A 15,213-nucleotide genomic window follows, 5' to 3' on the forward strand; every position below is an offset into this window, starting at 1 on the left:
GATGTTATATTGCCTGTTTAAGAAATGATGCTTTCCATTCCTCGTGCTTCATGCCGTCCTGATAAAGGGCATCGAATATTTTCAGGTTGTCTTCACTCCCGCTCAGCAGTTTGGTGATTTTGCCGAGGCCCGACAGGTCCATTTTTGCCATCGACACAAACGGTCGGGTTTCGCCGGCACGCAGAGGCGTTTTTAGTACCACCATGTAATGTTCGCCCGGATCAAGATTGCGCACGATGTCATACACGCTCTCCGGTACTTTCATTTTTTCCACGTAATCCGCCTGGCTGGCCTTTGGGTTGGCGAGGAAAATTTGTGTGCCGCATTGTTCAATGATTGCCGGGGCGATGGGATGCTTAACGATTTCATCGGGCGACTGGGTGGCGGGGATGAAGATGCCGTTGAGCTTGCGGATGACTTTAAGCATATTGAGCGAGAATCGGGAAAACTCGACGTCGGCCAGCCATTTCCAGAATTCGTCCATGAACATAACCAATCGGCGTCCATCCAGCAGGCTGGTGACGCGGTACAGCAGGTAAAAGGTGATGGGGCCACGGATGTCGTCGTCGTCCAGAAATTCTGTGCCGTCGATACCAAAATTATCGATATCGCTGATAGTGAAGGTATCTTCTTCGTTATCAAATACCCAGCCGAATTCGCCACCCTGCGCCCACTGTTTCAGCCGGATGCGCAGCCCATTGGTGCGGGCGTCTTTGGTCGGCGGCTCCGGCAGTACTTCCAGTAGTCGGGTAATACCATAACGGCGGTATTCCGGCGGGTAGTCCAGCATGATGGTATCCACGGCGGTACTGATACGCTCTTCGTCGCGTGGATCGAGCGGCTTGCCGTTACGGCGACACAGCATCCGCACCAGCCGTTTAATAAAACTGATGTTTCGCCGGCTCGGCGCCAGTGAAAACGGATTAAACCCGCTGGGGACGCCGGTCCGGATACGGAAGTAACGTCCGCCCATCTGGCGTATCGACATCTCTGCCGCCCGGTCCTTGTCAAAATAAACGGTGGTCAGCCGTTTAATCGTGGCGGACACGGCAAACGTCGCCGGGTTGCGGTATTTCTGCATCAATTGTTGCATCATCGTCATCAGCAGGGTTTTCCCTGACCCCGTTTTTCCGATAATCGCCGTATTGCCCGGCGTTTTTTCATTGAAGTCATCCCGCCCGGCCTGACTGTCGTGCAGGTTCAGGTAATAACCGCCGCCGCCCGGTGATGTCAGGATGGCGATGGCCTCGCCCCAGGGGTTGCCGTCCCGTTTGTGAGGATGGAAGTTATGTAGGCTGGCCATATCGGCAAAGTTCTGGCTGCTGACGGCAACCAGCCGGGGCCGCAACGTATACACCCCCGGCAACTGCGCCAGATAGGCGGCAGGTAAAGACAGGGTGGACAAGGACGTCATGATACCGAGGTCGGCAAAGGGCTGGGCCAGCGCGTTGGTGTCTTTTACCACCCGGTCGGCGCTGTTTGAGGAGACCAGCAGGGAAAAGTGGTATTTCCCACACGAGATATGCCCGGATTGGAGTAGGTCACGCAATACAATCAGCTCTTCGCGCTGCGAAATGGCGTCATCATCCGCCGAGTTCAGTCGTTTTTCCGCCAACCGGATGTGATTTTGCGCTTCATCCCGCGCCATGCAGGTGAAGGATTGTGTGAGGACATACTCGCTTTTGGCATACAGCAGCGCATCCAGTAAACCGGTATGGGTTTGGGGTGAGTAGTCTTTGATTTCCAGACTGCGGAAAAAACGAGAGCCGTCGACCGTCTGGCACTCGGCGGTATCGGTGCTAAAGAAGACATCCGGTGTGCTGAGTGTGTCGTAAAACGGTGAGTGGGTCACCGCCACCTTCTGCCATTTGCCGGTTAACAGACGGTGATAAAAAGCCAGTTGCGAGGAATACACTCGCCCGTTTTCCTCATAAACCCCTAATGGCGTTGCCATATAGCGGGACAGGGCGGACGTCAGCGCCTCCTGATGCTCCAGCATCGCTTTCAGGGCGTCATCCAGCGCGGCGTGCCTTTTCCCGACCGGCTGTCTCTTCATGGCCTTTTTCTCCAGCCGCGAGAATGGCGCATAACAGACGGTGAAAAACAGCCGGTGACGCCAGAACGGCTTATCCTTTATTGGCCGGTAATAACGCGCTGAGACCTCATCCGCAAAGGGAATACCTGAATGGGCCTCAAACGCATCCCGGTATTGCTCTCTTATGCGGTGAATATAGAAGGTGACCGGCAGTCCTTCATACGAACGAATCACATTGTTGAGATGGGTTGCCAGGAATGTCAGGTGGTGTTCATCCTCGCATTCAAATACGACTCCAGCCAGCTCCCAGGTGGCAACCAGGTCGCCATGGCGGTTCCTTATCACCTGGGGGTGAATATGAGAGGAATACGGAATGTATTTATCCAGCGTGATGCGCTCGTTTAACTTCATCTTTTTCGTAAACTCCGAAACATCGACGGCATCATAGCGATTGGCCAGCATAGCGTTCGCGCCGTAATGCCGGTTGGTGGCAAACCGGCCACGGGTTTTAAACGCCAGCCAGAGCAGACCGAAATAATGAATATCCGTTCGTGCTTTGGACTTCATTTCTATCCAGGCCGGTATGAGCAGCAACGCCAGGTAATAGCTGAGATAGACCGACAGCAGGACAAGCGTCCCGCTGACGATAACGAACGGCACGAGGGGAATACCCATTATGGCGGCAGGTCGCGTAAGCGCTTTGTTCAGCGTGGTCATTCGTTCCTCCTACGCCGCCCAGTAGGCCCCGAAGCCTGACGCGCCGACAATCAGGATGGCGCCAATAATGACGTTGCGCATGTCAGAAAGACTCTTGCCGTCGAAAAGCACCTTGTAGCCAATCCACATGGTGGCCAGCGTGATGGTGACGGCGGCCAGCCCCAGCAGGCCGGTGGAGGTATTGCTCAGCGTATCGCTGGCTTTATCAAATCCGCTGTCCGCCGCCAGCACGCGGGAGGCGGGTAACAGGTACGCGGCCGCAGGCCAGTATTGACGTTTTTGCATGGTCATTTCTCCTCGTGGGTAACAGGGACGGGTAAATCGCCGCGAATAATGGCGTTCGGGTAGCGTAGGGAAGTCAGAATCGACGGGGTTGTATCGGCCATGTCACCGCGCAGGACGGTGGCGGGATAACGCATCTCCGGCCCCGCTTTTACGGCGACCTGGTGTGGTTTATCTTCCTGTGTTGACGGGACGACGTAGCCGATACGCTGCACATAGCTGGACTGGTTAAAGGCGGGTTCCTGCTGTTGGCCGGTATCGAAATTGCCGGAGTAGTAACAACTGAGTGCGCGTTTTAGGGAGCCGCCGCGCCGGTAGCAGTCGGTGAGGATGCGCTCAAAGACGGAAAGATTGGTGCAGGGGTCAAGCAGATCACCGGCGGTCACGCCGTAATGGCGGAAATTAGTGCTGGTAATTTGCATCAACCCGACCGAATAGCGGCGGCCCTGTGCCTCCAGCCTGTTGACGACGCGAAGAGCGTTTCCGCTGTTATCTGGTTGGTGAGAAATAACGCCGTTATTACCGGGCGCTCTTTCACTCTTGGGTACAATCTCCGCGATGGCGTAAGGGTTAAAACCTGATTCGACGCGCGCGACATCGAACGATGTGGACGGATGAACGCTGGCGGCGCACTGCATGGCCGCCGCCAGAAAGGCAGTGGGGGAAAGCATGGTGGCCTCGGTAAAGTCAGTCCGGCAATGCGTACGGCTATTTGAAGTGCTATGCCGGGTGAAGGAATAAAACGTAGGGATGTGGGGTGATCCTGTTCGGATGTTAGCCGGGCTGGATTTCCTGCGATGCATCGTTATCGTCTCTGGGCTCCAGGAGGACCAGCTTGCCGGAGACGGCAATGCCGGGCATCAGCATCACGTTCAGGCCGGGTTTGCCGTTATGAGCAAACGCCACGCCGACTTTCGTCCAGTACGTGGTTTTTTCACCCAGTAGATCAGGTTGGCTTTCCTGAGTGACATACGCGAGATAGACGGGTTTTCGCATCTTATTTTCCTTGAATGAATAAACAACAGTGGATTAAATAAATAAATGAATCACATCCCGATCCTGCATTCCGGTTTCAACGGGTCAGCGAGGACATTCAGCGGCACCCTGAATTGTGGTTACGTGACAGCCCGACCCCTGTTATTAAAGAGCGAATACCTGGCCCGGACGAATGAACGTCCATAAGGCCTGCCAGCGAATGATGGCGAGGTTAGGGTGCGCTTTCTGATTCAGGCGGGTAACAGTAAAATCAAACAGGAAAATAAAAGAAAAACTGTGTGGAATTAACGGTGTTCGAATTTGATTAAATACTTGAGTGAAGGGGTTGTCTGAAATATTCTGGCGGATTTATTTGTATTTAAATCAATGCAAATATAGATAGTGATTTAGGCAGATAATAAAAAGCGTGCGGATAAGAATATCGCTCCGCACGCAAGGCATCGTATTCTCAGCGTTGACCGCGTTCAAGTGCTGTCTGGCATTCAATACAGGTTGTCACGCCCGGCAAAGTCTGACGCCGTTTATCGGGTATGGACTTACCGCACAGGCGGCAGTAGGGCAATGATGGCGTTGCTGTCGGTCTGAAACGGTTTTGTTCAATCATATCCTCCAGACGCTGTTCATTAAATTCCTGATCGCGATCGATTTCATCCGGCATGGGATGTCCTCCTGTCCGAAGTTTCTTTTTCGCAAAGCGTAATACGGTTCAAGACGGCGGTGAGGGACGGACCATTCCCTTGTGAGGACAATTCTTCGGTTACCTGCATCATGACATCCAGCGCGTCGAGCGATGCGATATTTCCCGGATGGCGTTTCTGCCATCGTCGCCAGATCTCGGCATCGGTCTCTTCATCTGGTATGGGCGTCCGGCCATGAGGGATGGTGATCCCCAGCAACCGGCGACGGATGCAGACTTCATTGGAGGTGAGGCCAAAATATTGGTTCAGCAGCGCAATTGAACCACCCAGAACGATGGCCCGGTTAATCTGTTGCTGGCGCTGAACCTCCTGACGCGACAATGCCAGGATTTGGTGTAAAGCGTCATGATGGACAGTGACAGCCATAAACTGCGCTGATGCCCGGCTGATGATAAACAGCTCATCCAGGGACAGCTGATTGAGGGCGTTCATTTCGTCGAAAGTGAAACCCAGCGCTTCGCAGTGGCGAATGTTGCCTTCCTTCAGCGCGTGAAGGGCATCGGTTAATACGGCGTAGTTCAGTGATGGGATCATGATGCCGACCCCTCTATCTGTTTCTCTTGAAGGCGGCATAACAGACGAACCAAATGGGATGCTCCAGAACATTGGGTTATTTTCGGGGGATGGTCAAACACGCGATTTTTAATGGATGTCCAGATCTCATCATAATAGGGATTACGTATGATTCTGGGCTCGAACGCAAAGGTCTTGAGCAGGTCCAGAATGACAGGCAAATGCACGCCGTGATTATTTTTCATAATCATTCCCTCTTAAACGCTTTCAGCGGTTGGTCAATTTAAGGTTAATCCATTCATCAATCTCAGATTCGAGCCAGGCCACACTGACCGGGCCAATCTTAATTGAGCGTGGAAAAATGCCGCTTTTCATATACAGATAGATTTGCGAGCGTTTCAGACCGGTTTTTTCTTCAACCTGCTTTAGGCGTAATAACTGATGGGATGTCATAGCTACCTCCAGTGCAGAAATGGGATAACCCGGAGATGACACGACAACACAGAGGAGGGGCGGAGAGAAAGTGGATAAGCCCGTATTACGGAATTCACAGACCTTAATACGGACTCTTAGATCGATTAGATGACGTCATCTTAATTTGATGCCGAAACGGAAGTGGGCGAACCGCGTTCAAGAGCAGTTTTCAGCGTGTCGCCGCTCAGATGATCGGTGACACCGTCATTTGATGCCCAATGTTCAAAGATGGACAGGAGCTTATAAGGTTGCCTGATTAATGGGCTGATGGCCTCATTATGTTTACAGGCAAGCCAGAACAGGCGCGATAGTGGTGTGGATATCCGTGTTGAAGATGCTGGAATTACTCTGCTTTTAATTGGCATGTTGATTAACTTTTCAAATTCGGTGTATCGAATGACGAAACAAGCGTCTTGCGGTAAGTTATGAACTGGAAAATAATGCCCCCCGTGGTAATATTTGTTCATCCGTTGGAATTCTATATTTTCATAAATGTCCCGAGTGATATTTTCCGGCAGTCGCATGATTTGATGTTTTATTCTCTCCTGCCATGTGACTTTTTCGTATACCTGAAATATTTTACCAGAAAGCATGACTGAAATACCATAATTGATATCATGTGCTCCAGTCGCGGGCAATGGAATGTTCAAGGAACGAGCCAGCAAGCGTTGTACAAGGACATATTCGTATCCTGCCAAAGTTGTGTCCATTATACTCTGTGCGGGGGAAATGTATTTACCCATGGTACTGACGGTTAATCTTCTTTTATTAATAAAACAATTTTTTTCAAGAAAACATAGGCGATTAATAAGCGAGTTTTCAACCGTTCGAAGTTTAACTTTATGATTTGATGTTTTAACTTTTCGTAATATGAACGGGGATTGAAAATAGATGGAAAGGAAAATGTTTCCGCTTAACGCATTACGATAAATGTCAGCACTCGTTATTTTTATACTCGCCAGCCTATCGGATATCTTGACCGCTTCTTTTATCGTTAGCCAGTTAGGGACTTGGTTTTCTATACTAAAATAACCACTATTTTGGTTCATGATATTTCCCCTTCTATATAATGGAAATTTGGCAGAGTAAATAAAGAACTATGATGTGCTATAGCTATTGGAAAACATAAAGCTTGAAATTTTTCGTGGGCAAATAAAGATGATTTATTTATAGACGAAATAAATAGAAGTTGATCTGGTGATAAATAATGGTGCGGTGTTTAAGCAAATAAAATTATTGATATGTGAGTCATCATGCGAATAAAACCGTTAAGATAATGTTTACTATTAAATGCACTCATGAATTTCGACAGAAAATACATGCATGCTTCGACTGTATCTGTGCCGCGCTACGTTAGACGGGTGGCATGTTAGTAAACAGTTTTATCTGAATGAAAAGGTAATAATAAACGGATTGCTTGTTTTTAATATATACACATTAATCAAGATTAGGAACTGAAAGCTGCCAGGTGTTTTTTATAAAATACCTGAAGATGAAAACTGTGTATTCTGCATAATCAAGGCGGTATTTTCGGATAAAGTATGGCGTTAGTATTTTGTTTTACGTTATAGACTATATGCTTGGATGAAATGTTGGCCAAAATCCACACTACAATAGGTATTCCGTTAACCGTTTGATGCCTAGGGTAGTGAAAGATAAAACTGCATTACAGGCCGCCCTTGCCTCACTAAGAGCCTTAGCGAAGCTGAATATGGTTGGAACCGCAAGGAATTACCTGTCTGCAACTCTAAATTGTCTTTATTTGATGGTGGAGATAGGCTTGCTTTAGCGCCGTAGAGAACAGGTTTAAACAAGTATTAAATGACGGAGCAGTTGGTGCGCGATGTGTAGCGAATTAATTGAGAGTTTTTTATTATCTTGTCCTCATGGATTCAGTCCGAAGATAAATTTCGCTCCAATAACCTCAGCCTAGCAAGTTGTTATCGTGGACGAAAGATGAAGATTTTCCACAGAAGAAAGCCCCCAAAAACCAGTGAGACATTACACTTATAGCATTTAAATTTATTAAAAATAATTACAAATATTATCTTTAAGTGACTTCACGTAGTGCGAACGGTGACTAAACTTGGTGCTGTTTTTGGGACAAAACCATATCTAAAGCTGTGACAACGACCGTTTGGTAAGAACACCCATGTGAAACATTATGAAATCATTTATTATCAAAAGTAATTGAATGCGCTGAAAATGTCAGTTAGTTATCAATAATCATACTAATGACTTGAGGTGTACTCATCATGAACAGTGAACACTATTATAAGGATGTTAGTATAGAACCTAACAAGAATGAGAACTATTTGGTTGGATTAATGACGGGTGAAATGAAGGAAAATTGCATAGAATCTTACGCATATTCACGCATAAATAAAAACAATTATCGGAGACGGCGGTGGGCGAATGATTAGCGATCTGAGCGCCCCAACGCAGCGCGCCTCGGCTGATGGGCGTGTCACCGACGACCGCCTCGCACCTGGCACGCCGCTCGTGCTGGGTATCCTGGTGGTCTCGACGTTCGTGGTCGTGCTCAACGAGACTATCATGAACGTGGCTCTGGCGAGCATCATCGACGACCTCGGCATCTCTGTTGCGACAGCCCAGTGGCTCACGACAGCCTACATGCTCACGATGGCGATCGTGATCCCGACCTCGGGCTTCCTGCTGCAGCGCTTCACCGTCCGCCAGCTGTTCATCACCGCCATGTCGCTGTTCACCATCGGCACTCTGATTGCCGCCTTGTCCTCGGGCTTCGCCATGCTCCTGGCCGGACGCATCGTGCAGGCGGCAGGAGCTGCCGTCATGATGCCCCTACTCATGACGGCAGTGCTGCACACGGTGCCTGCACGACGACGCGGCTCGATTATGGGCACGATCTCGATCGTGACCGCGGCCGCACCCGCGCTTGGTCCCCCGGTGTCGGGGGCGGTGCTCAGTGTGCTGGACTGGCCCTTCCTGTTCTGGACGGTACTGCCGATCGCGGCGGCGGCGCTCCTACTGGGCATCTTCCGACTGCGCAATGTGACCCAGACGCACCGCATTCCCATCGACGTACTCTCGGTCGTCCTCGCCGCTCTCGCGTCCAGCGGCATCGTGTTCGGACTAGTGAGCATCGGCGAGTCCGCACACGGGGAGGCGCTCATCGCCCCCTGGATACCGCTCGTCATCGGCGCCGCCTTTCTGCTGGTATTCGTCGTCCGGCAACGACGTCTCGCCCGCCACGACCTCGCGCTGCTGGATCTGCGCACGTTCCGCACGGCTCAGTTCTCGATCGCGATCATCGTCACAGCCCTGGTGGCGATGACCCTGTTCGGCACGCTCACCGTGCTCCCGCTCTACCTGCAGGACGAACTGGGCGTCGGCAAGCTCGCCACGGGCCTGCTGCTACTGCCAGGCGGCCTCATCCTGGCGGTGCTCTCGCCGATCATCGGGCGTCTGTACGACCGAGTCGGTGCCGGCCCGCTCGTCGTGCCCGGGTCAGTCCTGCTCGCCCTGTCGCAAATGGTCTTCGCGATGACGCTCGCACAGGACGGTTCCCCGTTGCTGGCGATGGCCATGTTCACCGTGATGCACATCGCCCTGGCCTTCCTCTTCACTCCGCTGATGACCTCGGCACTCAGCCCGCTCCCCGCTGCGCTCTACTCCCATGGCAGCGCGACCTTCTCGACCGTGCAGCAGCTCGCCGGCGCCGCCGGCACGGCGACGCTCGTCACGCTCATGACGATCGGCTCTACCAGAGCTGGTCCGGAAAGCGGCATCGCCACCGGCATTCAGGACGCCTACATCGGAGCATCGGTCATCGCCCTCATCGCCGTCGTCGGCTCAGTTGCACTCACGCTGATCGCCCGACGCCACCGCCCCGTCCCCTTAAACAAGACCAGATGACTTCCATCACCGAGCATTTCATGTTCTCAAACCACGTCATCATCACTGCTGCGTCCGGGGCGGATTAAACAACAGCGGCGTAAAAAGAGGCATAAACGCTGGATGGAAGTGAGTTCGCTCCATAAAAAAGGATGCGGGAAATATCCCGCATCACCGGGTTATCCCGCGTAACTGTTCGCCGATGGATACAGTCGGGGCGTTCCTTGAAATATGACCAAACCACCCAGGCCCGAACTTTTTGATCCATGCTGTGTCTGGCTGGAACAACAACGGGAAAGTGGCCACCATAACGCCAGTCAGTTATGGCGGGAAATGGTGGCTGCTGGCTTTACCGGCGATGAAACGACGGTCAGGGACGCCGTTGCCATGTGGCGTAAGGGAATAAACGCCTCGGTTGCTGCTCCTGGAAGTCTACCCTCAGCCTCGCGGGTCAGTCGTTGGCTGATGCCCTGGCGAATGATCAGAGGGGAAGAAAACTATACATCGCGGTTCATCAGGCTGATGTGCAAAAAAGAGCCCCAGTTGAAAATGGCACAACAGCTGGCGCTCGACATCTACAGGATGCTGAAAACGAGAAACAACACGCTGTTAAAGCAGGGGTTCATCAATGTCAGTAGATGAGCACCGTTTTTTTCGCCAACTTGCCGGTCGGCCTTTTCCGAGCTGCCGCCGAAGTAAAGCTGGCGCAGTTTCGTCAGTTGTGCCAGCAGGCGGTCGATTTCCGCATTACGCGAGTTAAGTTCGTCCTGTAAATACGCGATGGAGGACTGCACTGCAGGCATATCAGTGGGCAGGGCGTGTTTTTTCGGTTTCATGCCGGGATGGTATGTGTGGCAGGGGCGTGATTACAATATCGATTGGTTAAACGGAATGCGTTTTGGTTGCCGCCAGTCGATGGCTTCCATGAGCATCGACAACTGGGCTTGCGTCAGGAACACCTTGCCCTCCTGGGTCAGCGGCCAGACAAAACGGCCCCGTTCAAGACGTTTTGCCAGCAGGCACAGGCCGTCGCCGGTTGACCAAAGCACCTTTATCAGATTGCCACGCCGACCCCGGAAGACAAAACATGACCGAATAACGGGTCTTCGCGCAGAGTGCCCTCGACTTTTTCGGCCAGGCCATGGAAACCCTTCCGCAAGGCCTTCCCCCGATGCTCAGCGCCAACAACGATAAATTAGATCTTTATCCTGATCCCTGTTGAGATTTAGACGAGCGCAAGCTTCTACATGCCAATGTAGATACCATCTTCTGAACAGGTTACGAGATGAATTGTCGCAGAATATTCGACAATCCTAGCGATCATGTCGATTGATGAAGCGCGGTCGAAGTTGATAGTTGAGATACCTACTGCAAGATTGCACTCTTAACAGTCGGCGTTGCCTTTGTCACAACTTCCATCTTTACAAGTCATTCCTCCAAGTGGCGCAATATTGTGAATCTCGCGCCGATTTAAGCAGCAAACTTTTTCGGCGGTAGTGATGTGATGTTGCTACCGGAATTAACGTAGACAGAAAAGTAGGGCACTGGCTACGTTGGATGGTGCGTCCATTACATCACTACAGTCGTGCGTAAATATACGGTGCAACATATCCTTCCCGGTTCACGTCCAGATAATCCGACCACCATTGCATCATCTCCATGCGGGCTTCCAGATGCTCCGCTTTGTGGATATAGGCGGCCCGCACGCCGTTGCGCTCCTTATGGCTCATCTGTCGCTCAATGGCGTCCTTTGACCATAGCCCTGACTCGTTTAGGGCGCTACAGGCCATCGTTCTGAACCCGTGGCCACAGACTTCGGTTTTGGTGTCATAACCAATTACGCGTAGCGCTTTATTAATGGTGTTTTCGCTCATAGGTTTGTCCAGACCACGCGCACCCGGAAAAACGAAGACCGACTCGCCGCTAAGCGCCTTGATCTGTTTTAGCAGAGCAACTGCCTGATTGGATAGCGGCACCAGATGCTCGTCTTTCATCTTTGCGCCACGTTCTGAAAATCTCACGCCCTTTACGGCTTCGCGCTGCGCGGGCACCGTCCAGATACGTGCTTTCAGGTCGAACTCTTCCCAGCGGGCGAAGCGCAACTCGCTTGAGCGCAGAAAGACGTGCAGATTGAGATTGAGCGCCAGACGGGTCAGTACCCGACCTTTGTAATTATCCATATTCTCCAGCAGTTCGGGCAAGCGTCGCAGCGGCAAAGCGGGAAGATGTTGGGCCACGATCGGCGTCACGACACCGCCCAGATCAAACGCGGGGTTGTATTTGATTAGGCCCTGTTGCACGGCGTGACGCATGATTTTGGTCAGATACTGGCGCATTCTCCCGGCGACGTCATGGACGCCCTTGTCATCAATGGCTTTGATTAATTGCGCCAGATGCCGGGTTTCTACCTCCGCGATATCCATTTCGCCAATGTCAGGGAACGCATAGCGTTTCAGGCAGGTAAGTATTTTATCCGCGTGGCTTGCCGACCAGAGCCTGAGGCTGCTGGTGTGCCACGAGGTTGCGATATGTTTAAAGGTGCGGGTTTTGTCTACAGCGGTTTTTTCGGATTCACGGGACAGGGAAGGGCAGATGCCGGATGCCAGCAGCTTGCGCGCGGCGTCGCGCTTTTCACGGGCCTCCGCCAGCGTCACCTGCGGATAGGCGCCTAAAGCCAGGCGGGATTCCTTGCCGCCGAAGCTGTAGCGGAAATACCAGAGGCGCGAGCCGCTGGTGGATACCAGTAGATACAGGCCGTGAGCATCGGTGATTTTGTAGGATTTTACCAAGGTTTTTGCAGCGCGGATTTTACTGTCGGTCAGAGCCATGTGTGGGTCACTCCATTCATCGAACTGAATGACCCGCAATTTGACCCCACATTTTCCGGATACCTAGGGATAAATCAAAACGTATCGGAAAGGGTTCTTACGCCAACTTATTGAATTTAAGATATATAGGGATTCATAAGAAAGCATAAAAAAGAAATGGTGGTGCCCGGACTCGGGATCATGCTCACGATTAACTTGCTGTTAATTATCTATTTTGTTGATATTTATCGTAAGCAGCGCCCCCACGAAAGCCCCCATAAAAAATCGCTTTGTTTTTGTGATGGTTGTCACGATGAATCGGTGTTTTAGCGGCTAACGGCGCTAAAAACGTCGTTCCATCTCCTATGCAGGCAACAGTCGACAGCTCTCTGTATTGAATATCTCCTAAACGTAGATTTGATATGTTGGATTTTTAATTTTTGAGATAATCATAAAAAGTGTGATTTATAATATATGGATTATATTGGTATTTTTGCTATTATTTTGAGATGTTCTCATTCTCGATTTGAGATAACTACATATCATGGCTCAATTTAATCACTTTGAACTCTCGCTCCTGAACCCCAGTTTTGACTCCCCTTTGGTCGATGCGCTGACGGAACTGGAGTTACTCCGGCATCTGAAGCTGGAAACGGATGTTCACCCTATTCTGTTTGCGCAGTTGAAAGCCGTTTTCCACATGCTGGAGAGTCTGGGTTCTGCGAGGATTGAGGGAAACCACACCACGCTTGCCGACTATGTTGAAAGCAAAGTTGAAGGAACACAGAGTTCAACGGATCAGCTCAAAGAAATCAATAATATTGAAGCTGCGATGGAATTCATCGACGAGCATCTAAATAATGGTGATGAGATAACGGAATATTTTATCCGCGAGCTACATAGTCTGGCGGTTGTCGGATTGCAACAGGAAGGTGATAAAACGCCCGGTGCCTATCGGCAGCATAACGTCAGCATCGCTCAGTCTGACCATTTACCGCCGGATCATATCCATGTTCCTGACTATATGTCAGAACTGACAGCCTTTATTAACCGTGCCGATAAACCAAAATATGATCTGATGAAAATTGCGCTGGTGCATCACCGCTTCGGCTGGATACACCCCTTTGGCAACGGTAATGGCAGAACGGTCAGACTGCTGACTTATGCGTTATTGATCAAGTATGGTTTTAATGTTCAGGCAGGTGGCCGGGTTCTTAATCCGACAGCGGTATTCTGTAATGATCGTGAGCGTTATTACGCCATGCTTTCGTTAGCGGATAAGGGAACAGAGCGGGGCTTAGAAGAATGGTGTTTATATGTACTTTCGGGAATTTCATCTGAGTTGAAGAAAGTCGATCAACTGACAAACCATGCTTTTTTGAGTACAAAAATACTGTATCCGGCGATCGACTTTTCATCTGAAAGAGGGCTAATAAACCCGTTGGAATCTAAAGTTCTTAAACGCGCTGTTGAGCTAGGGACGATAAAAGCGGGTGATCTCCGTACCGCTTTACCTGACATGAAACCAGCTCAGGTGACTTATCAGCTCGGTAAATTGATTGACCGGGGACTGCTCCAACCAGTGGAAGAAGGTGCTCGTTCCTATACGGCAAAGTTTTCTAACTCGTATCTTATTCGTGGAGTGATTAGGGTTCTGCGGGAAGAAGGATTTATTCCTAACCTATAATCTTAATGAGTAAATTAAATTACAGACTCCATGTTTTTGTCTTCTATAAATATTAAGGTGGTTATTTCCCAAACCACCTTAATTTAATATATGTTAATTAATATGCTATAAATTTTCTTGTAACCAAGATTCTAACGCATCTACTTGTACAAAGTTAATATTAGTTTCATAGGGTGGATATCTCAACCACCAGTAAATTTGTCTACTAATGTACAAATTAATGAATTTGACGTCATGCTTATCTCTGGAGTTATTCCAGTTTAGTAGGGTAAGAATATCATTATAATTTTCCGCTAGAAAATTAATTCTTTTTTCTATTTTCCCAATCTGTCCTCTTTTATCACCTCTACCAAATATTTTCTCTCGTAAACGACGCATATCTTTAATGCAATAGTAGGGCTGATTATACTTACACTCTATATTCAACCAGGTGTTGCTATCAGAAAAATAGGCTAAAGTATCAAAATCACCTACATCAGGAAATTTTTTCTTTGGAAAGCGTTTCTTAAAGTCGATGCCAAGTTCAATTTGGGTTGCGAACCTTTTTACAATATTAAAAGTGGTTATTTCTAATTGTTTTTCAATGCCCTCTTTTATCTTACCAACCTCATGTGAAATGTGGCTCCATTCAAACTCGGCAGGAAGATATCCATTTGCAATATGAACAATCCATATTGTCCCAGCTCGATAAGCTGCCGCAGCGCCCCAGATTATATTACTATTGCTTGTTTCTATTAGTGGGCGAATATTATATCGATGATCTCGTTTATTGTGATCAGATATAGGAACATCAAAGCATTCAGAATCAGTACCAAGTAACTTTCTTATCTTATTGGGATTGAGAATAAGAAAGTCTATTATCTTCTCTACTTCCTCATTGACCAAGTTTGTATTGTTTTTAAGCAATATGTTTACCATATCAGCCCTTGTCGTCTGATATGAAGGATTTAATTCAATTTGGTTAAATCTGGCCCATTGAAACAGAATAGAGAAAACAGCAAGTAAACTAAATAACTGCGCCTAATAGTAGATCACTGAAGGGAACTCAATCCGGTTTGAGCGATCTGATCAATCGCCAAATCAAAACAAATCACCAACCGGACTGAGTTATGCCGATCATAGCATTCA

The 15,213-nt window shown here is 49.5% G+C and carries 13 protein-coding genes and 2 pseudogenes; 4 read left to right on the forward strand and 11 right to left on the reverse strand.

Going from position 1 to position 15,213, the window contains the following annotated elements; all coding sequences use genetic code 11:
* Window positions 1-4: 4 nt before the first annotated feature.
* From DES54_RS12375 to DES54_RS12415, 8 genes are all read right to left on the reverse strand, one after another.
* On the reverse strand, window positions 5-2,752 hold the full coding sequence (locus DES54_RS12375; protein ID WP_113867802.1) for a VirB4 family type IV secretion/conjugal transfer ATPase: 2,748 nt from the start codon (window positions 2,750-2,752) through the stop codon (window positions 5-7).
* Between the two features lie 9 nt (window positions 2,753-2,761).
* Window positions 2,762-3,043 (reverse strand): TrbC/VirB2 family protein, encoded by a 282-nt coding sequence (locus DES54_RS12380; protein WP_113867804.1) that lies wholly within the window; start codon window positions 3,041-3,043, stop codon window positions 2,762-2,764.
* Window positions 3,040-3,705, reverse strand: a complete 666-nt coding sequence (locus DES54_RS12385) for a lytic transglycosylase domain-containing protein (protein ID WP_113867806.1) — start codon at window positions 3,703-3,705, stop codon at window positions 3,040-3,042. The genes DES54_RS12380 and DES54_RS12385 overlap by 4 nt, the downstream gene beginning before the upstream one ends.
* A gap of 103 nt (window positions 3,706-3,808) precedes the next feature.
* Window positions 3,809-4,030 (reverse strand): hypothetical protein, encoded by a 222-nt coding sequence (locus tag DES54_RS12390; RefSeq protein WP_113867808.1) that lies wholly within the window; start codon window positions 4,028-4,030, stop codon window positions 3,809-3,811.
* A gap of 448 nt (window positions 4,031-4,478) precedes the next feature.
* Entirely contained in the window at window positions 4,479-4,688 is a 210-nt protein-coding gene (locus tag DES54_RS12395; RefSeq protein WP_113867810.1) for a TraR/DksA family transcriptional regulator, read from the reverse strand.
* On the reverse strand, window positions 4,678-5,262 hold the full coding sequence (locus DES54_RS12400; RefSeq protein ID WP_113867812.1) for a DUF2857 domain-containing protein: 585 nt from the start codon (window positions 5,260-5,262) through the stop codon (window positions 4,678-4,680). The genes DES54_RS12395 and DES54_RS12400 overlap by 11 nt, the downstream gene beginning before the upstream one ends.
* A 246-nt stretch (window positions 5,263-5,508) precedes the next feature.
* On the reverse strand, window positions 5,509-5,694 hold the full coding sequence (locus DES54_RS12410; RefSeq protein ID WP_113867816.1) for an AlpA family transcriptional regulator: 186 nt from the start codon (window positions 5,692-5,694) through the stop codon (window positions 5,509-5,511).
* Between the two features lie 140 nt (window positions 5,695-5,834).
* Window positions 5,835-6,764, reverse strand: a complete 930-nt coding sequence (locus DES54_RS12415; RefSeq protein ID WP_113867817.1) for a hypothetical protein — start codon at window positions 6,762-6,764, stop codon at window positions 5,835-5,837.
* A gap of 1,366 nt (window positions 6,765-8,130) precedes the next feature.
* Between DES54_RS12415 and DES54_RS12420 the strand changes: the two genes are divergently transcribed.
* The 3 genes and pseudogenes from DES54_RS12420 to DES54_RS19105 all read left to right on the forward strand — a co-directional run bounded on the left by DES54_RS12420 (window position 8,131) and on the right by DES54_RS19105 (window position 10,364).
* Entirely contained in the window at window positions 8,131-9,612 is a 1,482-nt protein-coding gene (locus DES54_RS12420) for a DHA2 family efflux MFS transporter permease subunit (RefSeq protein ID WP_113867819.1), read from the forward strand.
* 3 nt (window positions 9,613-9,615) lie between these two features.
* Window positions 9,616-10,224, forward strand: a pseudogene (locus DES54_RS12425) (ISL3 family transposase); the annotation flags it as partial.
* A 5-nt stretch (window positions 10,225-10,229) separates the two neighbouring features.
* A complete protein-coding gene (locus tag DES54_RS19105; RefSeq protein ID WP_276309751.1) occupies window positions 10,230-10,364 on the forward strand; it encodes a hypothetical protein in 135 nt (44 codons plus the stop codon).
* Between the two features lie 93 nt (window positions 10,365-10,457).
* On the opposite strand, the pseudogene tnpB reads toward DES54_RS19105, so the two are convergent.
* Window positions 10,458-10,783 (reverse strand): annotated as a pseudogene (tnpB, locus tag DES54_RS12430) (IS66 family insertion sequence element accessory protein TnpB).
* A gap of 385 nt (window positions 10,784-11,168) precedes the next feature.
* A complete protein-coding gene (locus DES54_RS12435) occupies window positions 11,169-12,419 on the reverse strand; it encodes a tyrosine-type recombinase/integrase (RefSeq protein WP_113867821.1) in 1,251 nt (416 codons plus the stop codon).
* A 523-nt stretch (window positions 12,420-12,942) separates the two neighbouring features.
* Here DES54_RS12435 and DES54_RS12440 point away from each other — a divergent pair.
* Complete coding sequence (locus tag DES54_RS12440) at window positions 12,943-14,085, forward strand: Fic family protein (protein ID WP_113867823.1); 1,143 nt, start codon at window positions 12,943-12,945, stop codon at window positions 14,083-14,085.
* Between the two features lie 105 nt (window positions 14,086-14,190).
* On the opposite strand, the gene DES54_RS12445 is transcribed toward DES54_RS12440, so the two are convergent.
* Window positions 14,191-15,003 carry a hypothetical protein gene (locus tag DES54_RS12445; RefSeq protein ID WP_240635070.1) on the reverse strand — a complete coding sequence of 271 codons (813 nt, stop codon included), beginning with the start codon at window positions 15,001-15,003 and terminating at the stop codon, window positions 14,191-14,193.
* Window positions 15,004-15,213: the final 210 nt, after the last annotated feature.

The organism is Brenneria salicis ATCC 15712 = DSM 30166 (genome assembly GCF_003315515.1).
In the GTDB taxonomy this organism is placed as follows: Bacteria; Pseudomonadota; Gammaproteobacteria; order Enterobacterales; family Enterobacteriaceae; genus Brenneria; species Brenneria salicis.

Excerpts from the sequence above, each read along its gene's own strand:
- DES54_RS12375 (WP_113867802.1), bottom strand. The coding sequence starts at position 2,752 with ATGACCACGCTGAACAAAGCGCTTACGCGACCTGCCGCCATAATGGGT.
- DES54_RS12380 (WP_113867804.1), bottom strand. The coding sequence starts at position 3,043 with ATGACCATGCAAAAACGTCAATACTGGCCTGCGGCCGCGTACCTGTTA.
- DES54_RS12385 (WP_113867806.1), bottom strand. The coding sequence starts at position 3,705 with ATGCTTTCCCCCACTGCCTTTCTGGCGGCGGCCATGCAGTGCGCCGCC.
- DES54_RS12390 (WP_113867808.1), bottom strand. The coding sequence starts at position 4,030 with ATGCGAAAACCCGTCTATCTCGCGTATGTCACTCAGGAAAGCCAACCT.
- DES54_RS12395 (WP_113867810.1), bottom strand. The coding sequence starts at position 4,688 with ATGCCGGATGAAATCGATCGCGATCAGGAATTTAATGAACAGCGTCTG.
- DES54_RS12400 (WP_113867812.1), bottom strand. The coding sequence starts at position 5,262 with ATGATCCCATCACTGAACTACGCCGTATTAACCGATGCCCTTCACGCG.
- DES54_RS12410 (WP_113867816.1), bottom strand. The coding sequence starts at position 5,694 with ATGACATCCCATCAGTTATTACGCCTAAAGCAGGTTGAAGAAAAAACC.
- DES54_RS12415 (WP_113867817.1), bottom strand. The coding sequence starts at position 6,764 with ATGAACCAAAATAGTGGTTATTTTAGTATAGAAAACCAAGTCCCTAAC.
- DES54_RS12420 (WP_113867819.1), top strand. The coding sequence starts at position 8,131 with ATGATTAGCGATCTGAGCGCCCCAACGCAGCGCGCCTCGGCTGATGGG.
- DES54_RS19105 (WP_276309751.1), top strand. The coding sequence starts at position 10,230 with ATGAGCACCGTTTTTTTCGCCAACTTGCCGGTCGGCCTTTTCCGAGCT.
- DES54_RS12435 (WP_113867821.1), bottom strand. The coding sequence starts at position 12,419 with ATGGCTCTGACCGACAGTAAAATCCGCGCTGCAAAAACCTTGGTAAAA.
- DES54_RS12440 (WP_113867823.1), top strand. The coding sequence starts at position 12,943 with ATGGCTCAATTTAATCACTTTGAACTCTCGCTCCTGAACCCCAGTTTT.
- DES54_RS12445 (WP_240635070.1), bottom strand. The coding sequence starts at position 15,003 with ATGGTAAACATATTGCTTAAAAACAATACAAACTTGGTCAATGAGGAA.